This window comes from Rathayibacter sp. AY1C5, assembly GCF_002931705.1.
Lineage (GTDB): Bacteria > Actinomycetota > Actinomycetes > Actinomycetales > Microbacteriaceae > Rathayibacter.
Map to the genome: position 1 here is coordinate 111,974 of NZ_PSWD01000004.1, position 20,190 is coordinate 132,163.

Consider the following 20,190-nt stretch of genomic DNA (forward strand, 5'->3'; position numbering starts at 1 on the left):
CGGTGCCGAGCGGAGGGGAACGATCAGTACCAGCCGACCGATTCGGAGTGGGCCCAGGCGCCGCAGGGCGAGCCGTAGCGGCCGGAGATGTAGCCGAGGCCCCAGGTGATCTGGGTGCTCGCGTTGGTCGCCCAGTCGGAGCCGGCCGTCGCCATCTTGCTGCCGGGGAGTGCCTGCGGGATGCCGTAGGCACCGCTGGACTTGTTCTCGGCGTAGACGTTCCAGCCGGACTCGCGGTTCCAGAGGAGGACGAGGCAGTCGTACTCGCTGTCGGCCCAGCCGCGCTGCACGATCATGTCGTACGCGATGGCCTTCGCGGATCCGGGATCCGGAGCGGCGGCGCGCTGGACGGGAGCAGCGGTCTCGGCCTCGGCGGAGCCCGACTCCTCCTCGTCGGCGGTCGCGGAAGCGGTCTGAGTCTCGGTCGGAGTGGGCGTCGGGGTCGGAGTGGGCGTCGGCTTCGCCTCGGCGCCGAACGAGTCGCGCTGGACGGTCCGCTCGACGGCGTCCGCGACGACGAGTCGCTGCGCGGAGTCGCCATTGAAGCGCGCCGGGGCCTGGTAGTAGGGGGACGCGACCGCGCCGCTGGACGGATCGACGACGTTCACCATGGCGAACGCGATCGACGCCGTGAAGGCCAGCACCGTCACCGGGATCCGAGCCCAGGAGCGCCGCACCGGGGTCTGGTGCGGGACCGCCGGGCGACCGCTGGTGCGGTTCGCGGGCGTGTGGGCGACGGAGGTCTGAGGATGCTGAGCCACGATTACGAAAGCATAACGGACGATGACCTGATCGGCCAGCAGATCCGGCTTGGGTCAGCGGACCGCCAGCATCACATCGACGACCGTGTCGAGCAGCAGGTCGACCTGCGCCTCGGCGTACCCGCCGCGCTGCGGGGCGAAGGAGACGGTCCGCACGTCGTCCACGGTCAGCACCGATCCGTCGCGGAAGTAGCCGGAGATCCTGTCGGCGAAGGCGTCGACCTGGCGGACGTTGTAGCCCGTCGTGAGAGCGCCGGCCCGGGTGAACCGCTCGCGGGGAGCGCGGGCCAGCCGGTTCACGATCTCCTGGGCGGTCGACCGCGCGTCCGCGAGCCACGCCTCCTCGCCCCGGGCCGCGATCGCGTACTGGCGCTCCCGCAGGGCGAAGGCGTCCTCGAGGCGCTCGAGCGCCGCATCGACGTGGGGCGCGGAGTAGCCGCCCTTGCGCAGGGTGAACGCGGTGTGGCGCAGGTCGGCGGCGCGGAGGTCCGCCGGTCCCCCGGAGAGCTGCGAGTAGGCCTCGCGCGCCGACGCGAGGAAGGAGTCGACCTCGGCCGTGTCGTAGCCGGGACGGGACTCGCGGGCTCGGGGGAAGGGAGCGGTCATCCCGACATCATGCCAAGCCGCGCGCCGGGAGCGGAATCGGCACGCCCCGGTGAGGCGTGCGCTCAGTGGGCGAAGAGGAAGTACAGCACGTAGGCAGCTGCGGCCGACGGCAGGATCGAGTCCAGCCGGTCGAGGACTCCCCCGTGGCCGGGCAGCCAGGAGCTCATGTCCTTGATGCCGATGTCGCGCTTGATCAGCGACTCGGCGAGGTCGCCGAGCGTCGCGGTGAGCAGCACCACGGCCCCGAACACCGCACCGACCCACCAGGGCTGGCCGAGCATCAGCAGGGCGAGCAGGACGCCGACGACGATCCCCGCTACGGCCGCACCGGCGAACCCCTCCCAGGTCTTCTTCGGGCTGATCCGCGGTGCCATCGGGTGCTTGCCCCAGGTGAGTCCGCTCACGTAGGCGCCGGTGTCGACGACGATCACGAGCACCAGGAACGCGAACGCCCAGAGCTGGCCGCCGGGCTCGGCGACGAGACGGATCGCGAAGGCGCCGAGGAAGGTCGTGTAGCCCTGGACGAACGCGCCGAGGCCGATGTCGAGGGCGAGGTCCCTCCGGCTGGAGGCGGTGCGCCGGAAGAGCTGCTCCCCCAGCCGCCAGAGGCCGACGAGGACGGATCCGCCGAGGACCGTGGCCCACGCGGCGCCGAGGCCGCCGTAGTAGGCGGCCGGCACGGCGACGACCGCCACGATCCCGGTCGGGATGCGCGGGATGTCCCGACCGGCGTGGCGCAGGGCGTTCGAGAGCTCCAGCGCCGCGAGCAGCACCACCACCCCCGCGAGCACCATGAAGAGCTCCTTGACCAGGAGGAGGCTGACGACCATCGCGCCGCCGCCGAGGAGTCCGATCGCGGTCGCCGACACGAGGTTCCGGCCGGAGCGCGCGGTCAGGCGGTCGTTCGTCGCCTCGAGCTGGGCGCGGGTCGCCTCGAGCTGGCGCTCGACGTCGGCCCGGCCCTGCTGGGCGCGCGCACGCAGCGCGTCGCGGGTGACCATCCGGGATCCCCGGGCACCCGGGACGTGCGGAGACGGTCTCTTCTCGCCGCCCTCGGGTCCTTCGGGGATCTCGGGCACCGCTACACCTCGAGCAGTTCGGATTCCTTGCGCTTGAGCGCCTCGTCGATCGCGTCGACGTGCTGCTTCGTGAGCGCCTCGAGCTCCTTCTCGCCGCGGGAGAGCTCGTCGTCGCCGATGTCGCCCTTCAGCGCGTCGAGGTCGTCCTTGCCCTTGCGGCGGATGTTGCGCACCGCGATCTTGGCGTCCTCGGCCTTGGTGCGGACGATCTTGACGAACTCCTTGCGGCGCTCGGCGGTGAGCTCCGGCAGGGTCACCCGGATGATCGTGCCGTCGTTGGTCGGGTTCGCGCCGAGGTTCGGCATGTCCCGGATGGCCTGCTCGATGTCGCGGAGCGAGCCCTTGTCGTAGGGCGTCAGGACGAGCGTGCGGGCCTCCTGGTTCTGCATCGAGGCGAGCTGCGACAGCGGCGTCGGGGTGCCGTAGTAGCTCACCAGCACCTTCTGGAACATGCCGGGGTTCGCGCGTCCGGTGCGGACCGTGGAGAAGTCCTCCTTGGCGACCTCGACGGCCTTGCCCATCTTGGTCTTCGCGTCGGCCAGTACATCCGAGATCACAGGGAGCTCCTTAAGAGAGGGAAGTGGTCAGTCTAGTTCGAGACGAGCGTGCCGAGCTCGGCGCCGCGGATGGCCTTCGCGACGTTGCCCGAGGGCTCCATGCCGAAGACCTGCATCGGCATGCCGTTGTCCATGCAGAGGCTGAACGCGGTGGAGTCGACCACCTTGAGGCCCCGCTGGAGCGCCTCCTGGTAGGTCAGTGCGTCGAGCTTCTTCGCGTCGGGGTTCGTCCGCGGGTCGGCGTCGTACACGCCGTCCACGCCGTTCTTGGCGACGAGGACCACGTCGGCGTGCGTTTCGAGCGCGCGCTGCGCGGCGACCGTGTCGGTCGAGAAGTACGGGAGTCCGGCGCCGGCGCCGAAGATGACGACGCGGCCCTTCTCCATGTGCCGGATCGCACGGCGGGGGATGTAGGGCTCCGCGACCTGCGTCATCGCGATCGCGGACTGCACGCGCGTCTCGGCGCCCGCCTGCTCGAGGAAGTCCTGAAGGGCGAGGGCGTTCATCACCGTGCCCAGCATCCCCATGTAGTCGGCCCGGCCGCGGTCCATGCCGCGCTGCGAGAGCTCGGCTCCGCGGAAGAAGTTGCCGCCGCCGACGACCACCGAGATCTCCACCTCGGTCGCGGCATCGGCGATCTCGCGCGCCAGGGCGCTGATCACGTCCGGGTTCACGCCGAGCGTGCCGGCTCCGAACGCCTCCCCCGACAGCTTCAGAAGCACCCTGCGGCGCTTGCCCGTCGTCATCGCATCCGTCTCCGTCATGGACGTTTCCTCCCGTAGACCCGTACAAACCTATCCCGCGCGGAGCGGGCCCCGCGACCACGCCCGGGGCCGCCCCGGGCAGAGCGAAGGGAGCCCGGGTCGACTGAACGACCCGGACTCCCTCCTGCAGTGCTGTTAGGCGCCGACCTTGAAACGGGCGAAGCCCGACACGGTCAGGCCCGCGTCGCTCAGGACCTTGCTGACGGACAGCTTGTTGTCCTTCGCGTAGTCCTGGTCGAGCAGGGCGACCTGCTTGAAGTACGCGTTCACGCGTCCCTCGATGATCTTCGGCAGGGCGGCCTCGGGCTTGCCCTCGCCGCGCGAGATCTCCTCGACGATGCGGCGCTCGTTGTCGACCTCGGACTGCGGCACGTCCTCGCGCGAGAGGTAGGACGGGTTCGCGAACGAGATGTGCTGGGCGACGGAGCGCGCGGTCTCGGCGTCCTCACCCGCGTAGCCGACGACCACGCCGACCTGCGGGGGCAGGTCCTTGTTCGTCTTGTGGAGGTAGATCGCGAAGTGCTCGCCCGAGACGGAGGCCACGCGGCGCAGCTCCACCTTCTCGCCGAGGATCGCGGCCTCGTCGTTGATGAGGTCGGCGACGGTCTTGCCGTCGGCGGGGGCCGCGAGGGCCTCCTCGACCGTGGTGGAGCCGGCGGCGACCACCGCGGCGAGCACGGCGTCGGCGAGGGCGATGAACTTCGTGCCCTTGGCGACGAAGTCGGTCTCGCAGGCGAGCTCGATCATCGTGGCGACGCCGTCCTTCTCGGCGGCGGCGACGAGGCCCTCGCTCGTTGAGCGGTCGGCGCGCTTCGCGTTGCCCTTGGCGCCCTTGAGGCGGAGGATCTCGACCGCCTTGTCCAGGTCGCCGTCGGCCTCGACCAGCGCGTTCTTCGTGTCGACCATGCCGGTACCGAGCTGCTCGCGCAGCGTCTTGACGTCAGCGAGGCTGAAATTTGCCATGTTCTCGGAACTCCTCTTGGTTCGGAAACCCTGTGGCGCCGTCACTCGCGGCGGGCTCACGGGAGGAGCCCAGCACGCCGAGGTGACGGCGGTTCTTACTCGTGGTGAACGTGCACCGACCGAGCGGGGGCCGGACGACCGCGGGTGCGGCGTCCGACCCCCGTCACGGAACGGGGTGTCAGGCGGTGGCGGTCTCGTCGGTCGAGGTCGCGGCGGCGTCGGCCTCGGGGGCCTCCTCCGCGGCGGGGGTCTCGGCCTCGACGACGGCCTCGTCGGCGGTCTCGGCCTCGGCGTCGGCGACCTTCTCGGTCTCCGCGCCGGCCTGCTCGTTCGGCTCCTGCACGTCGGCGGCGGGCGCACCGGTGGAGAGCAGCTCCTGCTCCCACTCGGCCAGCGGCTCGACGGCGGAGACGTTGCCCTCGGCCTCGGGCTTCTGGTGGCGCTGGATGAGGCCCTCGGCCGCAGCGTCGGCGACGATGCGGGTGAGCAGGCTCACCGAGCGGATTGCGTCGTCGTTGCCCGGGATCGGGTACTGGACCTCGTCCGGGTCGCAGTTCGTGTCGAGGATGCCGATGACCGGGATGCCCAGCTTCTTGGCCTCGTCGATCGCGAGGTGCTCCTTCTTGGTGTCGACGACCCAGAGGGCCGACGGCGTCTTCGAGAGGTTGCGGATGCCGCCGAGCGACTTGTGCAGCTTGTCGAGCTCGCGCTTCTTGATGAGGAGCTCCTTCTTGGTGAAGCCGCTCTTCGACGTGTCGTCGAAGTCGAGCTCCTCCAGCTCCTTCATGCGGGCGAGGCGCTTCGAGACCGTCTGGAAGTTGGTCAGGAGGCCGCCGAGCCAGCGCTGGTTCACGTAGGGCTGGCCGACGCGGGTCGCCTGCTCCGAGATCGCGTTCTGCGCCTGCTTCTTGGTGCCGACGAAGAGGATGGTGCCGCCGTGGGCGACCGTCTCCTTGACGAAGTCGTAGGTCTTGTCGATGTAGGCCAGCGACTGCTGGAGGTCGATGATGTAGCTGCCCGAGCGCTCGGTCAGGATGAAGCGCTTCATCTTCGGGTTCCAGCGACGGGTCTGGTGCCCGAAGTGGACGCCGCTGTCGAGCAGCTGGCGCATGGTGACGACTGCCATGAGTCGTTCTCCTTGTCTCGGGGCCCGGGCGCACGACGGCGCCGAACTCCCGTTCGGTTGTCTGCGACGGCCGGTCGGCACGTCGCCCTGGCGCCCGGCGCACTCCCGCCCCGGCCGCGTGAGCGGAGAGGGACCGTGGGGAGCGGAGGCCGAATGGGCGCGCGTAGTCACCCCGACGAGCGAGGTGCTCCGTGGAGTCTAGCACCAGGACGGCCGCCTCCCCCGCTGCTGCGGGAGGGCGGCCGTCGGGGCGCGGGAGGCCGGTGCTACTTGCGCGCCGACTTCATCACGGTGCGGATGTGCAGGGTGTCCATCTCCTCCAGCGAGCGGCCCTTGGTCTCGGGCACGAACATGAAGACGAAGACGAACGAGATCGCCGCGAAGGCGGCGTAGAGGCCGTAGGCCAGGGTGAGCGACACGTCCTGCGAGAGGATCGGGAAGGTCACCGTGATGGCGAAGTTCGCGATCCACTGGGCCGAGGCCGCCAGGCCGAGGGCGGCCGCCCGGATCCGGTTCGGGAAGATCTCGCCGAGGAGGACCCACACCAGCGGGCCCCAGGTCGCACCGAAGAAGACGACGAACGCGTTCGCCGAGACGAGGGCGATCGGCCCCCACGCGCCGGGCAGCGAGACGTCCTCTCCGCTGATCGTCGACTGGCTGAAGGCGATGGCCATCAGCGCGAGCGAGACGGCCATGCCGGCCGAGCCGACCAGCAGCAGCGGCTTCCGGCCGACCTTGTCGACCAGGAAGATCGCCACGAAGGTGACGACGACGTTCACGACCGAGGTGAAGACCGAGATCGCGAAGGAGTTGGACTCGTCGAATCCGACCGCGCTCCAGAGCGAGGTGGAGTAGTAGAAGATCACGTTGATGCCCACGAACTGCTGGAACACCGACAGCAGGATGCCGACCCAGACCACGGGGAGCAGGCCGAGGGCGGGACCGCGGAGGCTGGAGCGCTTCGCGTTCTCGGAGTCCTCGTCGATCTTCTTCTGGATGTCCGCGAGCGCCTCGTCGACCTCGTCGCGCGGCGTGACCGTCGCGAGCACCGCGCGGGCGTCCTCGGAGCGGCCGCGGGTCGCGAGGTAACGGGGCGATTCCGGCAGGGTCAGGGCCAGGAGGCCGTAGATGACGGCCGGCACGGCGCAGGCGATGAACATCCAGCGCCAGGCGGCGACGCCGAACCAGAAGGGCTCGGAGGCGCCGTCCGCGCCGTTCGCGATGAGGGTGTCCGAGAGCAGGGCGGCGAAGATGCCGAGCGTGATCGCCAGCTGCTGCAGCGACGCGAGGGCTCCGCGGATGGCCTTGGGCGCGATCTCCGAGATGTAGGTCGGAGCGATCACGGAGGCGATGCCGATGCCGAGGCCGCCGACCACGCGCCAGAGCACGAGGTCCCAGACCGCGAACGCCGCGCCGGCGCCGATGGAGGAGATGAAGAAGAGCCCGGCGCCGAGCAGCATGACCTTGATGCGGCCCCAGCGGTCGGCGAGGCGGCCCGCGAGGTACGCGCCGAGCGCGCAGCCGAGCAGCGCGGAGGCGACGGCGAAGCCGATCAGCGCGGCCGAGAGCTGGAACTCGCCCTGCACCGCCTCCACGGCACCGTTCACCACCGACGAGTCGAAGCCGAAGAGGAAGCCGCCGACCGCCGCCGCGATCGCGAGGCCGACCACCTTCCTCTTCAGCTTCGCCGCCGAGGGGTTCGGGATGTCCGCTCTCCCGCTGGTCGTGTCAGATCGTCCGCTGGTCATGGTCGTCTCCGATTCTCGCCGCCGGTGGGGGCGGGGTGCCGCTCCCGAGCCGGATCACCGGCACGTTACTCCTCGCCGCGGCACCGCCGGGACGGGTTGCGCTCTCCCCCGGCCGATGTCCTCCCTCCACAGCCGGGCCCGTCGCGCTCTCCTCCCCTGATCCGCTCGGCCGACCACCGGTCTCGGACCGGCTCCAGGAGGGTGGCCGCATGCTCCGATCCCGACTCCTGCGCCCGGGCGTGTTCGCCCTCGCCGCTCTGCTCGTCGGGGCGCCTCTCGGCGCCTCGCCCTCCGGCACCTCGTCCCCCGGCCGGTCCGACCCGCGGTGGACCTCCCCCGTCGCGGGCTTCTCCGTCGTGGAGCCGTGGGGCGCGCCAGCGCACCGCTACGCCCCCGGGCACCGCGGGATCGACCTCGCCGCAGCGGCCGGGCAGCCCGTGGTCGCCGTCGCTGCGGGTACCGTGTCGTTCTCGGGCAGGGTGGTCGACCGGTCCGTGGTGAGCATCGTGCACGCGGACGGTCTGGTCTCGACGGTCGAGCCGGTCGACGGATCGGTGACGGCCGGGCAGGTCCTCACCGCGGGCCAGCCCGTCGGAGCAGTGGGTGCGGGCGGCCACTGCGACGGGAGGTGCGTGCACCTCGGCGTCCGCGAGGGTGGCGACTACGTTTCGCCGATGCGGTTCTTCGGCGGGATCCCCCGGGCGGTGCTCCTGCCGATGGACGACATGGCGCAGGGTGTTCAGCGAGTGGCGCGGAAGGGTGCGTCCAGCGACTCGCGCGTCCGGTCAGGCGCGGGGGTGGGCGAGGCGGTAGGCGTCGCGGATCCGCTCGGTCGAGACGTGGGTGTAGATCTGCGTGGTGCCCAGGCTCGCGTGGCCGAGCAGCTCCTGGACGGCGCGGAGGTCGGCTCCGCCGTCGAGCAGATGGGTCGCCGCGGTGTGGCGGAGGGTGTGCGGACCGGACGGTCCGGAGCCCTGCCCGCCGTCGAGGAGCCTCGCCACCACGCCGTAGACCGTGCGCGGGGTGAGGCGCGCGCCCCGCCGTCCCAGCAGCAGGGCCCCGCTCCCGTCGCCGGTCGCGAGAGAGGGTCGGGCGCGCTCCAGGTAGTCGACGAGCGCCTCCTTCGCGGGGACGCCGAACGGGACGACCCGCTGCTTGGCGCCCTTGCCGGTGACGAGCACGGTGAGCCGGCCGAGATCGACGTCGCCCAGGTCGACGGCGACCAGCTCGGAGACGCGGATGCCGGAGGCGTAGAGCAGCTCGACGATCGCGAGGTCCCGCAGCGCCACCGGGTCCTCGGTCGCGCCTCGCGCCGCGACCGTGTCGAGCACCTGTTCCGCCTGCGGGAGCGTGAGGACCCGCGGCAGTGTCCGTCCCGACTTGGGCGTCTTGAGGCGTGCGGCGACGTCGACGGGGAGCCGCTCGGTCCGATGCGCCCAGGAGGAGAAGGAGCGGACGGCCGCGGTGCGCCGGGCGAGGGTCGCGCGGGCGATCCCCGACTCCGACTCTCGCCAGAGCCAGTCGCGCAGCAGCTCGAGGTCGAGCTCGGCGGTGAGGAGCCGCCCCTTCTCCTCCGTGTGGGCGATCAGGCGCGCCAGGTCGGAGCGGTAGCCCTTCGCGGTGGCGGGCGAGAGGGACCGCTCATCGAGGACGTACCGGAGGAAGTGCTCGACCGAGTCGGCGAGCGTCTCGCCGGTCACGATCCGTCCGGCATCCGCGACCAGAGGTCGATGCGCCCCTGCTCGTCGAGCCCCTCAAGCCGCTCGATCAGGTCGGTGCCGAACCGCGTCGCGATCGGGGCCGGTGCCGTCGGCACGAACGAGGCGGCCACCGTCCCCGGGTGGACGTGGACGAGCGAGAGGCTCTGCGCTCCGTCGACGCCGGCGAGCTCCCGCTCGGGCGCTCCGAGGTCCATCGTGTAGCTGGTGGCGCCGGCGACGAGCACGGGCACGCCCGCGAAGGTCGCAGCCGTGGGGTAGTGCAGGTGGCCGCCGAGGATCGCGCGGACGTCGGTTCCGCGCACCACCTCCTCGAGGCGGTCGATCCCCCGCAGCTCGAGCACGGTCATCGCGCCGAGCGGCGTGGGCAGCGGAGGGTGGTGCAGGGCGAGGATCGTCCCCAGCGGGGCCGGTGCGGCGAGCTCGTCCTTCAGCCAGGCCAGCTGGGCGTCGGTGAGGTCGCCGTGGTGGAAGCCGGGCACCGCGCTGTCGAGCGCGATGAGCCGGAGCCCGCCGAGGTCGACGACCTGGTCCACGGGTCCCGCGCCCGCCGGGTCCTGCTCGAGGAGCACCCGCCGGAAGGCTCCGCGCTCGTCGTGGTTGCCCATCACCCAGACGATCGGGCAGCCGAACCGCTCGCCCACGGGGTCGAGCTGCTCGCGCACGCGCCGGTAGGCGTCCTCCTCGCCGCGGTCCGCGACGTCCCCGGTCACCACGATCGCGTCCAGGCGTCCGCCGCGCTCGGCCAGCCGGCCGACCGCCTGCGCGAGGCGGGCGACCGTGTCGACCTTCCCGTAGAGCGGAGCGCCGTCGGCCAGCAGGTGCGTGTCGCTCAGATGCGCGATGACCCTGTCGGCGGCGCGGAAGTGCCCGAGCTGCGGGCGCTCTCCGCCGTGTCCTGCTGCCGTGGCGTCCATGCCGCTCCCCTCGCCGATGCCCCTTCAGCGTAGGGCGGACCGCCGACAGCGCCGCGGCGGCGGGGCCGCTCACCCGGGTGCCCGCTCCCAGTCCCCGTCCTCGGAACGGTGGACGCGTCCGTCTGCGAGGAGCGCACCCAGCGCCGACAGTGCCGAATCGAGCGAATCCCCGGAGAGCCGGGCGACGGTTGCGGCGTCACAGCCTCCTTCGGATTCGACGACGGCCAGGACTCGCGCCTCAGCCGCGGTCAGCGCTCGGCACGATCCGTCGGCGTCGCCGACAGCGAGCAGTTCGAGCACATCCGCCGGCGAGGTGACGCAGGTCGCCGCGTACTCGCGGAGGAGCCGGTGGCAGCCGGCGGAGGAGGCACTGGTGACCGGGCCCGGGACCGCGCCGAGGGGGCGGCCCAGGGCAGCCGCGTGGCCGGCGGTGTTGAGGGATCCGGAGCGGGCGCCGGCCTCGACGACGACGGTGCCCGCGGTGGAGGCGGCGATGAGGCGGTTGCGCTGCAGGAATCGCCAGCGGGTGGGCGTGGTGCCCGGCGGGACCTCCGTTGCGACGGCGCAGCCGGGGGTGGCGATGATGCGGTGGAGGAGGTCGGCGTGAGCCGTCGGGTAGAGGCGGTCCGCTCCCCCGGCGAGGAAGGCGACCGTCCGGCCTCCGGAGCCGAGGGCGGCGCGGTGGGCGACCGCGTCGATCCCGAAGGCACCGCCCGAGACGACGGCGACGCCTCGCGCCGCGACGCCCGCGGCGAGCTCGGCGGCCACGTGCTCGCCGTAACCGGTCGCAGCGCGGGCGCCGACGAGGGCGAGGCGGTGCGGCGGATCGAAGGCGGCGGGATCACCGCGCAGCCAGAGCAGGAGTGGCGCGTGCGGCCCGAGGTCGTCGAGCGACTCGGGCCACACGGGAGCCCCGGGCAGGAGCAGCCGGGCGCCGAGTCGCTCGGCGATCTCGAGACGTCGGAACAGGAGCCTGCGGTCCAGGCGCGGTCGCCAGCGCGCCAGCCCCGACTGGAGCGCGGCGACCTCGGAGTCGAGGGGCGCGGGTGCCGGGCCTCCTTGGTCGGAGGGAGCGCGATGCGGGGGCGCGAGGATCTCCTCCGCGGACGACGAGGACACGACGTGGGCGAAGGCCTCGGCCGCGCCGACCCTCGCGATGAGGAGGGCGGCGACGGAGTCGCCGGGCTCGGTCAGAGAGTTCCAGCCGCACCGGGCTGCAGCGTCGACGAGTGCGCTCCGAGCACAGCCGGACTCGCCCGGAGGCTCGCCGTCGGCAGCCGAGCCCTGATCGGCTGAACCGCTCGGCAGCAGTCGACGAACGGCGTCGAGCTCCGCGGCGTCGAAGAGCGCGTCGGGCCGGATCACGCGGCACCCCCACGGAGGACGAGCGCGCGCGCGAGGTGGGCGGCACTCGGCCGGTCGGCCGCGTCGAGGTCCGCGAGCGTCCAGGCCAGGCGCAGGACCCGGTCGTAGCCGCGCATGGTCACCAGACCTCGCTCCAGAGCCCGGTCGAGCGTGCGGGACTCGGCACTGGTCGGGCGCACCGGGTCCGAGCGCAGCCAGGCGCCGGAGACCTCCGAGTTGAGCGTCCACGGAGTGGAGGCGAGGCGAGCCGCTGCGAGGGACCGCGCCGCGGCGACACGGGCGCGGGCCTCAGCCGTCGACATTCCGGACGTGTCTCGACGTGCGGCCAGCTGAGCCGCGCTGATGCGGCGGACCGTCAGGCGGATGTCGACGCGGTCGAGCAGCGGTCCGCTGAGCCGCGCGAGGTAGCGGCGGCGGACCGAGGGAGCACAGGTGCAGGTCTCTCCGGGGATGCCGAAGCGGCCGCACGGGCACGGGTTCGCCGCGAGGACGAGCTGCACCCGCGCGGGGAACTCGGCGACGGCGTTCGCGCGGTGGATGCGGATCACGCCGGATTCGAGCGGCTGGCGCAACGCATCGAGGGCGACGGACGAGAACTCGGGGGCCTCGTCGAATGATCTTGACGACTCCACTCCGGAGGCGCATACTTATGTTCAGTAATACCAATATGAAAGACCTGATCAGACCCACAATCGAACAGCCTCGTCGCACCGCCGCGATCTATGTTCGCATCTCAAAGGACCGCGTCGGCGCGGGGCTCGGCGTTGAACGGCAAGAGACTGACTGCCGGAAGCTCGCGGAGCGCGAGGGCTACGAGGTTGTGACCGTTTTCAGCGACAACGACATCAGCGCGTACAGCGGCAAGAAGCGTCCCGGCTACGAGGCGCTGCTCTCTGCCATGAAGTCTGGAGCGATCCAGGCCGTGTTCGCCTGGCACACGGATCGCGTGCACCGCCGCCCCACAGAACTAGAGCCCTATATAGAGGCATCAGACCAGTTCAACATCCCGACGTTCACCGTGCAGGCCGGCCCCCTTCGCCTCGACTCTCCCAGCGGACGTATGGGTGCTCGGATCCACGGCGCGGTCGCCAGCTACGAGGTAGAGATCGGCATCGAGCGCCAGAAGGCGGCGAAGCTCCAGGCAGCACAGAACGGCGAGTGGAGCGGCGGTCAGCGTCCGTTCGGCTGGCTCCCCGGGTCGATGGAACTCGACGAGAGAGAAGCGACGGTCGTCAGGGAGATGATCGATCGCTGTATCAGCGGTCAGTCCTGGAGGACGATCGCGCTCGACCTGAACGCCCGCGGGATTCGTACGCAGCACGACAAGGGCTGGAACGCCCTGAAGGTGCGCAACGTTGCCATTCGCCCTCGCAACGTCGGCCTCCGCGATCACAACGGGTCGGCTCAATACGCCGCCAAGTGGGAACCCCTCGTCGATCAAGACACATGGCAGCGCATGCAGACGGCCATCGCAATGAGTCAGAACCATCACAAGCAGCGCGGCCCGTTCCGGAAGCACCTTCTCCACGGATTCGCCTACTGCGGCGGATGCGGCAACCGTATGAACAGCTTCAGCAAGCAGCAACGTGACGGGTCACACACGCCCACGTACCGCTGCCGAGCGAACGACGACGAGAAGGGGAAGATCGGATGCGGAAAGGTGTCACGCATCGGTGCTGCTGTAGAGGATCTGGTTAAGGAAGCCGTGCTCTTCCGACTCGACTCCGACCACCTTGGTCGCCTCGTCGCCTCCACACAGACCGAAGCTCCTCGGCTTCGTCGCCTCCTCGACGATCGGCAGACACAGGAAGTTCGCCTTCAAGAGATCCTCTCCCTATACAGCGAAGGCGACCTCACCTTCGACGAGTACCGGACCGCCAAGACGACGGCGCGCGCTCGTCTGAACGGACTGAGCAGGAAGATCGACGCAATGACGGCGACGTCGGCCTTCGCGAACGCACCAGTTGGGACGAGCCTGCGGGACGCCTGGAACGGCGCCGATCTTTTGTGGCGGCGTCAGCTCATGGACCTGGTGGTTGATCGCGTCTGGATCGACCCGCTTCCACACCCCGCCGGACGAAAGCAGATCAGGTACAAGCAGTGGGTGTTCGATCCCGCCTACGTTCGAATCGACTGGAAGGCCTGAGCCGATCTAGTGGAGTGACGTCTCGTCGCTGTTGCCGACCCGGGCCTCCCACTCCTTGGAGCCGGGACCCATGCCGTGCTGCGGTCGAGGAGCATCCGCTGGCATATCCAGGAGCCCCATCAACGCGGCAACCTCGCCCGCGTAGAGGTGCTCGCCCACGTGATCTGCGAGGTCAGGGTCTACCTTCTGACCCTCCTTCATGTAGTGCGACAGCGCTCGAATCTGCTGGGCGAACCCTCGCGCACGACGGTCGAAGTCACCGGCTCGGATCTCATCGAGCAACATCGCGACCGCTCCCGCCAGCTCCTCTAAGCCGGCCTCTTCTAGCCGGATCGCCGTACGAAGACTCACGCCAGCTTCCTCCAGGTAGTCCTCCCGCCGCTGCATGAGACCGCCGCCAAGGCCGTCGCCCCCCAGCGCTCGCCAGGCAAGCACCAACTGCATCGATGGGGCGATGATGCCGCGCGCCTCCTCCATCGCGCTTCGTACTTGCTCGGGCGTGTACCCGTGACGCTCGGGATCGTCCTTCATCGCGGCTGGGTCGCCGTAGAAAGTCGCCTTCTTGCGCCACCGCTGGAAGGCGAGGTTGATGTCGGTCGCTGACCAGGTGTGAGTTTCCATGCTTCCTACCTTAGTCAGCGCTGACAGTTTTGCAACTGTTGACAAACTTGTCGCTGTGGGCAAACATGATCGCACTGGTCAGGACAACCGTCCGGCCCAGCCACATGGAGGGCACTCATGAGCAAGATCCTCGACCTACTGAGAGGCGTGAAGCCGAACAGCGCAGCACCGAACCCGCCGGCGATGGCTGAGGAGCCCCCTGGCCTAGACGTCCTTCGGGCCATCGCCGGCTACCCGTCGAGCCTCGGCAGCTACGGCATGGAGACGCAGCGTCATCGAACGGTGGGCATCCAGCGGGACGGCGTCGGGAACGTGATCGGCTCAATTGAGTGGATCGACGAGGACGAGCGCAGGCACGCGTTCGTCAACTTCCAGAACAACTAAGAGGAAGACACATCATGTTTGAGACAGTCGCCGCCATCATCGGACTCCTCGTCGCCGCAGGAGCGGGAGTCTGGATCGGAAGAAAGCTGATCCAGCTGGACAAGAAGCTCCAGCAGACGGGCCGAAAGAAGCAGATCAAGAACGAGCTGACCCAAGCGATGCTCGACGAGCAGTACCAGCAGCAGGCCGCCAGGGAGATCCTCGCTCAGTACGCGAAGACCGGTCGTCTCAAGTGACCTCCTCGGCGGCTGGTCCCTGTCGTGCTTCGTAAAGCCTGGAGCGCTCTCCTCTTCATCGTGGCGGCGGCCGTCCTCATACAGGTTGCTGCCGCCACGATCCGCCCCTACCTACCGACCATCGCGCTAGCGCTCACGATCTTCTTCCTTGCGGTGGTCGGCCTCGCGATCTTGTTTCTCATCTGGAAGATCCTCCGCAACCGCAGACGCCTCTTGTAAATGAGGTTCTTTCGTATCAAAGTGAAGGCGGATCTATGTCAACGCACCACTCACCCATGAAGTGCTACCAACTGACGTTCCCGTCCGGCCTCACCGAAGAGCGCGTGAGGGCGTTCCTCCGTTCGATCAGCGGCACACTCAAGTCGAGCTGGCTCGGCTTCTTCAACACGCCCACCATCGTCTTCGAGACGTGGGCGGACGACCGCGGCATCATCCATCGCTTGCTGGTTCCCCCTGGGGACGCGGCCTTCATCATCAGTCATCTGGAGACGATGGTCCCCGGAGTTCGTGTGACGCAGGACAAAGAGCGTCCGCTGATGCAGTGGGATCAGGTCACTGAGGTGGGCATGAGCAACCCTTCCCGCCAACTGGCCATCTCAGACGGCACCGATTTTGCCCACTCGATCCTGACGAGCGTCCAGGCGCTCGACGGCGACCAAACCGTCCTCATGCAGTGGGTCATCGCTCCCAAAGCGCCTGAGCGGCCGCCCGCCTCGGATCAACGGCCACGGTCGAATGAGATGCGCATCCGCTCCTCCCTCGCCGGACGGATCGAAGCGAGCCACGATGAGATCACGGATCGGCGCGCGAAGCTGGAGACCCCGAACTACATGAGCGTCGGCCGGGTCGCGATCAAGTGCGCCCCCGAGCAGGTCGATCGCCTCAACCGCGACGTTCTGCTCACGCTGTCTGCGACGTCCTCCGGCGCCAACCGCTTCACACGGAAGACCTCAACCAAGGCCAAGTTCATCGAGGCTGTCAACACTGCGTCCGCTCCCCTGCTCTTCCCGGCTCAGGTCAGTGTGATGGAGCTGAGCGCTCTGATTGCATGGCCGCTCGGTACCCCGTACATCGCCGGCCTGCCGAAGAGTCACACCCGCCACATGCACGTCACCAACGCAGTGTCGAACGGCTCGAACGGTGGAACGGTCATCGGGCAGTCCACCGTCCCCGGCAAGGAGCGACTCATCGCCATCGACAGGATCGATCGGATGAAGCACGTCCACATCATGGGGCCGATCGGGTCAGGCAAAACCGCGCTCGCGACGAACATGGTCGAAGGGGACTTCCGCGATGGGTTCGGCGTCGTGTTGATCGAAACGAAGGGTGACCTTTTCGAGTCCGCTCTCGAGCGTGTGCCAGAGCACCGGCTCAAGGACGTGATCGTCTGGGACCTGAGCGACACGTCCTACCCGATCGGCTTCAACGTGCTGGAGCAGAGTTCGTCTCGTTCCGCGGTCGACGAATTGAACGCGCTGCTGGCATCGATGTACCCAGAGGGCGGTGTCATCACGCCGCAGGTGATGTATCACGGCCTCCACGCGCTTGCGGAGGTCGACGGCGGCACGATGATCGATCTACCAACGATCCTGAGCCCCCAGACGGACGAGGAACGAGCCTGGAGGGACGGTTTGGTTGCATCAATCAAGAACCGCGACATCCGGAAGTTCTGGGAGCGATACCTCAGGGCAGACCCGAAATCGCAGGACCGTGAGAGCGCGCCACTTCATCGCCGTCTCTGGCAGTTCAGCACCAGGCCCGAAGTACGGAACTCGCTGGGTCAGAGCAAGTCGACGTTCAAGATGGACGACGTCGTTCGGGAGGGCAAGATCCTCCTGGTCAACCTGAACGGCGTGCGGATCGGAACGCAGACCGCATCGATGGTCGGCACGCTCATCATGAACTCCCTCTGGAACTCGGTACGCACGACGAAGCATGAGAAGCCGGTGATCCTCTACATGGACGAGTTCCAGAACTTCGTGACGATGCCGACGAGCCCAGCAGACATGCTCGCTCAATCGCGGTCGTTCGGCCTGGGCATGGTCCTCGCCCATCAGCACACCGGTCAGCTCAAGCCCGAGCTTCGTGAAGCGGTACTTGCCAACGCCCGGACGAAGATCGTGTTTCAGACCACCCAGACCGACGCGAGGTTGATGGCCTCTGAGTTCGGCACGCTGGTCACCGCCGAGGACTTTATGAACCTCCAGACCCGGGAGGCCATCGCGCGCGTCTCGACCAGTAGTGGCGTGTCGCAGCCCTTCACGATGCGTACCCGAGACCTCAGCCGCCCCTCGTCTTCGACAACAGCGATCCGAAAGATGTCACGAGCGATGTACGGGCGACCGATCGACCAGGTAGACACAGAGATCGAGACCCGGCGCACCGCCAAGCCGGTCGAACCGACGTCCAGTAGGCGGAAGCCCACCGTGGGAGTCAGGGAGTGGACAGACTGACCGTCCCTGCGAAGCAATGACGAAGGCCGAGTGCAGTGAAGCACCCGGCCTTCGTCTAGTTCAGATCTACTTGGCGGCGTTGTAAGCGTCGACCACCGTCGCGGGAATGCGCCCGCGGTCGGAAACCTGGTGGCCGTTCTTCTTCGCCCACTCGCGGATCGCCTGGAGCTCCTGCGGGTTGCTCTTCTTCGCGCTGCTGCTGGAGCTGGCGGGGGCGGTGCGTCCACTCGTCTTGCGCGCGACCTCGATGTACTTGGAGAACGCCTGGAGGAGCGTCTCCATGTTCTTCTTGTTCAGATCGACCTCGTACGAGACACCGTCAAGGGAGAACCGCACTGTTCCGCCGTCGTTGTCATCGATGGGGGTGCCGTCAAGGTCGTCGACGAGAGTGAGCTTCTGAGCCATATTGTCCTCCGGGTTGCAATGATCGTTGCCGACTATACACACGACCGCACGAGAAAGCCCCCAGCAATCGCTGAGGGCTTGAGTGTCCGTTGGCTCATCTTCGAGCCTTGACCGCGTCCTGCGCGCTCTGAGCGCGTCTCAGAGCTAGTTCTTCTCGACCTTGTTCTGTAAGAACGCGATCAGTCCCGATGGGATACCTACTGCGAGAAGCAGCGGGATCGTGTTGTCTACGAGGAAGCTGGTGACCGCTTCGGGTACGCCCGGCACTGCCCAGACGACGGCAACGAGGCCGACCAACGCACCGCCGATCGCCTGAATCGCGGTACGGATGCCCTTCCCTGCTGGTGTGTTCTTTGTTGGTTCTGCCATGTAATCTCCTTACTTTGCCCCGAAGAGCTTCTTTAATCCGACCAGTATCATCTCGCCGGCCGTTCGGTCCGCATCGCCGACGATCACCTCTCTGACGACCTCTTTCTCGACGATACGTTCGACCGGTACTTCCTTGATGACTTCCTTAATGACCTCAACCGGCTTCTCCACCGTGACCTCTGTCGGCCGCGCTTCAAGATCAGCGATCTGCGGCCTGTACTGGTCCGAGAAGCTCAGCGCTTCGATGCGCCGTGCCCGCCACTCTGCTGAGCGGTCCCAGCCGGACGACACGAGATCACGCCAGCTTCGCCCGACCCACCCGGCTAGCTCCTGTTGGTCGAACTGACCCGCGTGCGTCTCGTTGAACGGGTAGCCCTTCACTTCGCTGTTGATGATGCGTAGTAGCGATACATCGTCCTTCGTGATCATGTCTTCATCTCCTTTCAACTCCTTCCATGCGTAACCACCACCGTTCAGTACCGTCGTTCCGTCAAGGAAGAACGCGGACACGGCAGGGTAGGAGTTATTTATTACCCAGTTCCCGTTCGCGATCTGATGCCACCCCGAGCCACTGAACTTCCCGGCGCCGATCTCAAGGTGAATGTGATTGCCGTATGCGTTGCCTGCCGTTCCTTCCTGATAGAACACCTCGCCCTGCTCGATACGTCGCCCGACTGACAGGTCCGCGATCGAGTTGTCGTGTGTCATACTCACCACCGCAAAGTCCTGGCGTCCGTCCGCGAATTGCACAGGCTCCACGCTCTCGAACCACACGGTGTTGCCGTTAGCCCAAATCTTTTTGATCACTCCGGTAAATGGCGCGAAAGCGCTCTCGATACCCGCATCCGATCCAGCGATGTCAATAGCGTTACTTCCGACATGCGTTCCTTCGCCTGCACGTGTCGTGATCTTCATCACCTTCATCGGGAAAAGAATGTTCTGCATCACTCGGACCCCTTAGGCTTCAGGTCCAGGGCGTGCGTCATCAACAGGAGCGCATAGACGCTGCTCAGCAGACCTTGAATCTCGTGAGGTATCACATAGAGATAATTCGCCAAAGCCAAGATCGAGACGAACACGGCCGAGATCGTCAGCCATCTGTAGCCCTTGGTCCACGCGTTCACTGCTGTGAAGATGTACGGGATGAGCCGCAGCAACGCGACGAGCGTTGCCGAGATCACGATGCACCCCCTGCCCAGAATCCGATCGCTGCGGCGATGGCGGCGCCGATCAAGCCGACCGTTCCGACCAGCTCCTTGCTCTGGAACCACTTGTTCGGCACGACTTGAACCATCCTCGCGTTGGGAGCGTTGATCGTCTGGTTTGCGCTGTTCGGGTGCTCCTTTTGGTACGAAGCGACGGCGAGCAGTCCGGTCTTCCACTCCTCGATAGAGTTGACGCGACCGTTCGTCTTGATGGCTTGCGCCTCGACCCTCGTGAGCTGATCCTGTTGCACCGCTTGACTAGTGCTGATCTCGATCAGCTTGTTCATGATGTCTGCATTGCTCGGAATCGACACGCTAATTTACTCCAATGATTACGATCTCGATCGATCCGGAAGGCGTTCCGGTGATCAACGCGTAAGCAGTGATGGCAAGACCAGTCGAGGCAGATGACATCTCGAAGTTCCAGTTGAGATTGAACGCGGACCCGAGTTGAATCATCGATCCCTGGATCGTGTTGTTACCAAGAGTCGCCATGCCGGTTGGCAGGTTGGACGAGGAGATTGGGATTGTGTACGAGCCGCCTGCGCTGGTAGTCATCGAGTACGTGACTCGCTTTTTCCAGATGGAGAATGTCCCCATGTCGAGCTTTGTCCAGCCGTTTGCGTCGACAGTGACGGGGTGCATGGCGGAGCGAAGCCCTCCAACCGTGACTCTTTTATCCGTTCCGGCCGCTACGTCTCGAATGAGTAGTAGATCCTCGGCTGCCGCATTTGTCTTAGCTGGTTGGTCGGGTATTTGTACCATGG

At 67.6% G+C, this 20,190-nt stretch carries 23 protein-coding genes and 1 pseudogene; 5 read left to right on the plus strand and 19 right to left on the minus strand.

The features are described 5' to 3' along the window. Positions 1-23: 23 nt before the first annotated feature. From C5C57_RS05385 to C5C57_RS05420, 8 genes are all read right to left on the minus strand, one after another. Positions 24-761: a lytic transglycosylase domain-containing protein gene (locus C5C57_RS05385; protein ID WP_258061290.1), complete on the minus strand. Its 738-nt coding sequence runs from the start codon at positions 759-761 to the stop codon at positions 24-26. Between the two features lie 54 nt (positions 762-815). Beyond that, the gene (locus C5C57_RS05390) at positions 816-1,367 is read right to left on the minus strand and encodes a DivIVA domain-containing protein (protein ID WP_104247623.1); all 552 of its coding nucleotides are present in this window, start codon (positions 1,365-1,367) and stop codon (positions 816-818) included. Between the two features lie 62 nt (positions 1,368-1,429). Continuing rightward, the gene (locus tag C5C57_RS05395; protein ID WP_104232500.1) at positions 1,430-2,368 is read right to left on the minus strand and encodes a phosphatidate cytidylyltransferase; all 939 of its coding nucleotides are present in this window, start codon (positions 2,366-2,368) and stop codon (positions 1,430-1,432) included. 80 nt (positions 2,369-2,448) lie between these two features. Continuing rightward, positions 2,449-3,003 carry a ribosome recycling factor gene (frr, locus tag C5C57_RS05400; protein WP_104223893.1) on the minus strand — a complete coding sequence of 185 codons (555 nt, stop codon included), beginning with the start codon at positions 3,001-3,003 and terminating at the stop codon, positions 2,449-2,451. Between the two features lie 32 nt (positions 3,004-3,035). Continuing rightward, the gene (gene pyrH, locus C5C57_RS05405; protein WP_374952923.1) at positions 3,036-3,749 is read right to left on the minus strand and encodes a UMP kinase; all 714 of its coding nucleotides are present in this window, start codon (positions 3,747-3,749) and stop codon (positions 3,036-3,038) included. Between the two features lie 153 nt (positions 3,750-3,902). Continuing rightward, entirely contained in the window at positions 3,903-4,730 is an 828-nt protein-coding gene (gene tsf, locus C5C57_RS05410; RefSeq protein ID WP_104223895.1) for a translation elongation factor Ts, read from the minus strand. A 178-nt stretch (positions 4,731-4,908) separates the two neighbouring features. Then, the gene (gene rpsB, locus C5C57_RS05415; protein ID WP_104223896.1) at positions 4,909-5,856 is read right to left on the minus strand and encodes a 30S ribosomal protein S2; all 948 of its coding nucleotides are present in this window, start codon (positions 5,854-5,856) and stop codon (positions 4,909-4,911) included. Positions 5,857-6,122: 266 nt separating this feature from the next. Further along, a complete protein-coding gene (locus tag C5C57_RS05420) occupies positions 6,123-7,604 on the minus strand; it encodes a sugar porter family MFS transporter (protein WP_104247624.1) in 1,482 nt (493 codons plus the stop codon). Between the two features lie 209 nt (positions 7,605-7,813). On the opposite strand from C5C57_RS05420, the pseudogene C5C57_RS18640 reads away from it, so the two are divergent. Further along, positions 7,814-8,266 (plus strand): annotated as a pseudogene (locus C5C57_RS18640) (murein hydrolase activator EnvC family protein); the annotation flags it as partial. A 123-nt stretch (positions 8,267-8,389) separates the two neighbouring features. On the opposite strand, the gene C5C57_RS05430 reads toward C5C57_RS18640, so the two are convergent. The 4 genes from C5C57_RS05430 to C5C57_RS05445 form a co-directional block, all read right to left on the minus strand. After that, the gene (locus C5C57_RS05430) at positions 8,390-9,304 is read right to left on the minus strand and encodes a tyrosine recombinase XerC (RefSeq protein ID WP_104232497.1); all 915 of its coding nucleotides are present in this window, start codon (positions 9,302-9,304) and stop codon (positions 8,390-8,392) included. Further along, positions 9,301-10,239, minus strand: a complete 939-nt coding sequence (locus C5C57_RS05435) for a phosphodiesterase (protein WP_104247625.1) — start codon at positions 10,237-10,239, stop codon at positions 9,301-9,303. Before C5C57_RS05435 ends, C5C57_RS05430 begins: the two co-directional genes overlap by 4 nt. Positions 10,240-10,308: 69 nt before the next feature. Continuing rightward, entirely contained in the window at positions 10,309-11,604 is a 1,296-nt protein-coding gene (gene dprA, locus C5C57_RS05440) for a DNA-processing protein DprA (protein WP_258072415.1), read from the minus strand. Continuing rightward, positions 11,601-12,236 carry an ATP-binding protein gene (locus C5C57_RS05445; protein WP_104297375.1) on the minus strand — a complete coding sequence of 212 codons (636 nt, stop codon included), beginning with the start codon at positions 12,234-12,236 and terminating at the stop codon, positions 11,601-11,603. Before C5C57_RS05445 ends, dprA begins: the two co-directional genes overlap by 4 nt. 17 nt (positions 12,237-12,253) lie before the next feature. On the opposite strand from C5C57_RS05445, the gene C5C57_RS17645 reads away from it, so the two are divergent. Then, positions 12,254-13,750 carry a recombinase family protein gene (locus C5C57_RS17645; RefSeq protein WP_181069094.1) on the plus strand — a complete coding sequence of 499 codons (1,497 nt, stop codon included), beginning with the start codon at positions 12,254-12,256 and terminating at the stop codon, positions 13,748-13,750. A 6-nt stretch (positions 13,751-13,756) separates the two neighbouring features. Here the strand turns inward: C5C57_RS17645 and C5C57_RS05460 are convergent, their stop codons facing one another. Further along, on the minus strand, positions 13,757-14,371 hold the full coding sequence (locus C5C57_RS05460; protein WP_104297376.1) for a hypothetical protein: 615 nt from the start codon (positions 14,369-14,371) through the stop codon (positions 13,757-13,759). Positions 14,372-14,488: 117 nt separating this feature from the next. On the opposite strand from C5C57_RS05460, the gene C5C57_RS05465 reads away from it, so the two are divergent. From C5C57_RS05465 to C5C57_RS05475, 3 genes are all read left to right on the plus strand, one after another. Further along, entirely contained in the window at positions 14,489-14,755 is a 267-nt protein-coding gene (locus tag C5C57_RS05465; RefSeq protein ID WP_104297377.1) for a hypothetical protein, read from the plus strand. Positions 14,756-14,769: 14 nt separating this feature from the next. Beyond that, complete coding sequence (locus C5C57_RS05470; RefSeq protein ID WP_104297378.1) at positions 14,770-14,991, plus strand: hypothetical protein; 222 nt, start codon at positions 14,770-14,772, stop codon at positions 14,989-14,991. 254 nt (positions 14,992-15,245) lie between these two features. Further along, positions 15,246-17,444 carry a type IV secretory system conjugative DNA transfer family protein gene (locus tag C5C57_RS05475; protein ID WP_104297379.1) on the plus strand — a complete coding sequence of 733 codons (2,199 nt, stop codon included), beginning with the start codon at positions 15,246-15,248 and terminating at the stop codon, positions 17,442-17,444. A gap of 66 nt (positions 17,445-17,510) precedes the next feature. Here C5C57_RS05475 and C5C57_RS05480 read toward each other — a convergent pair whose 3' ends face one another. From C5C57_RS05480 to C5C57_RS17655, 6 genes are all read right to left on the minus strand, one after another. Continuing rightward, positions 17,511-17,849: an Lsr2 family protein gene (locus tag C5C57_RS05480; RefSeq protein WP_104297380.1), complete on the minus strand. Its 339-nt coding sequence runs from the start codon at positions 17,847-17,849 to the stop codon at positions 17,511-17,513. 144 nt (positions 17,850-17,993) lie between these two features. Further along, complete coding sequence (locus C5C57_RS17650; RefSeq protein ID WP_146082358.1) at positions 17,994-18,218, minus strand: hypothetical protein; 225 nt, start codon at positions 18,216-18,218, stop codon at positions 17,994-17,996. Between the two features lie 9 nt (positions 18,219-18,227). After that, a complete protein-coding gene (locus C5C57_RS18325; RefSeq protein WP_219827746.1) occupies positions 18,228-19,166 on the minus strand; it encodes an IMCp domain-containing protein in 939 nt (312 codons plus the stop codon). Continuing rightward, positions 19,163-19,399: a hypothetical protein gene (locus C5C57_RS05490; protein WP_104297381.1), complete on the minus strand. Its 237-nt coding sequence runs from the start codon at positions 19,397-19,399 to the stop codon at positions 19,163-19,165. The genes C5C57_RS18325 and C5C57_RS05490 overlap by 4 nt, the downstream gene beginning before the upstream one ends. Next, entirely contained in the window at positions 19,396-19,710 is a 315-nt protein-coding gene (locus tag C5C57_RS05495) for a hypothetical protein (RefSeq protein WP_146082359.1), read from the minus strand. Before C5C57_RS05495 ends, C5C57_RS05490 begins: the two co-directional genes overlap by 4 nt. Before the next feature lie 28 nt (positions 19,711-19,738). Beyond that, positions 19,739-20,188 carry a hypothetical protein gene (locus C5C57_RS17655; protein ID WP_146082360.1) on the minus strand — a complete coding sequence of 150 codons (450 nt, stop codon included), beginning with the start codon at positions 20,186-20,188 and terminating at the stop codon, positions 19,739-19,741. Positions 20,189-20,190 lie beyond the last annotated feature (2 nt).

Coding starts and splice junctions, on each gene's coding strand:
- C5C57_RS05480 (WP_104297380.1), bottom strand. CDS start 17,849: ATGGCTCAGAAGCTCACTCTCGTCGACGACCTTGACGGCACCCCCATC.
- C5C57_RS05465 (WP_104297377.1), top strand. CDS start 14,489: ATGAGCAAGATCCTCGACCTACTGAGAGGCGTGAAGCCGAACAGCGCA.
- C5C57_RS05470 (WP_104297378.1), top strand. CDS start 14,770: ATGTTTGAGACAGTCGCCGCCATCATCGGACTCCTCGTCGCCGCAGGA.
- C5C57_RS05475 (WP_104297379.1), top strand. CDS start 15,246: ATGTCAACGCACCACTCACCCATGAAGTGCTACCAACTGACGTTCCCG.
- C5C57_RS17650 (WP_146082358.1), bottom strand. CDS start 18,218: ATGGCAGAACCAACAAAGAACACACCAGCAGGGAAGGGCATCCGTACC.
- rpsB (WP_104223896.1), bottom strand. CDS start 5,856: ATGGCAGTCGTCACCATGCGCCAGCTGCTCGACAGCGGCGTCCACTTC.
- C5C57_RS05420 (WP_104247624.1), bottom strand. CDS start 7,604: ATGACCAGCGGACGATCTGACACGACCAGCGGGAGAGCGGACATCCCG.
- C5C57_RS17655 (WP_146082360.1), bottom strand. CDS start 20,188: ATGGTACAAATACCCGACCAACCAGCTAAGACAAATGCGGCAGCCGAG.
- C5C57_RS17645 (WP_181069094.1), top strand. CDS start 12,254: ATGTTCAGTAATACCAATATGAAAGACCTGATCAGACCCACAATCGAA.
- C5C57_RS05395 (WP_104232500.1), bottom strand. CDS start 2,368: ATGGTCACCCGCGACGCGCTGCGTGCGCGCGCCCAGCAGGGCCGGGCC.
- C5C57_RS05390 (WP_104247623.1), bottom strand. CDS start 1,367: ATGACCGCTCCCTTCCCCCGAGCCCGCGAGTCCCGTCCCGGCTACGAC.
- tsf (WP_104223895.1), bottom strand. CDS start 4,730: ATGGCAAATTTCAGCCTCGCTGACGTCAAGACGCTGCGCGAGCAGCTC.
- C5C57_RS05460 (WP_104297376.1), bottom strand. CDS start 14,371: ATGGAAACTCACACCTGGTCAGCGACCGACATCAACCTCGCCTTCCAG.
- C5C57_RS05435 (WP_104247625.1), bottom strand. CDS start 10,239: ATGGACGCCACGGCAGCAGGACACGGCGGAGAGCGCCCGCAGCTCGGG.
- pyrH (WP_374952923.1), bottom strand. CDS start 3,749: ATGACGACGGGCAAGCGCCGCAGGGTGCTTCTGAAGCTGTCGGGGGAG.
- C5C57_RS05495 (WP_146082359.1), bottom strand. CDS start 19,710: ATGAACAAGCTGATCGAGATCAGCACTAGTCAAGCGGTGCAACAGGAT.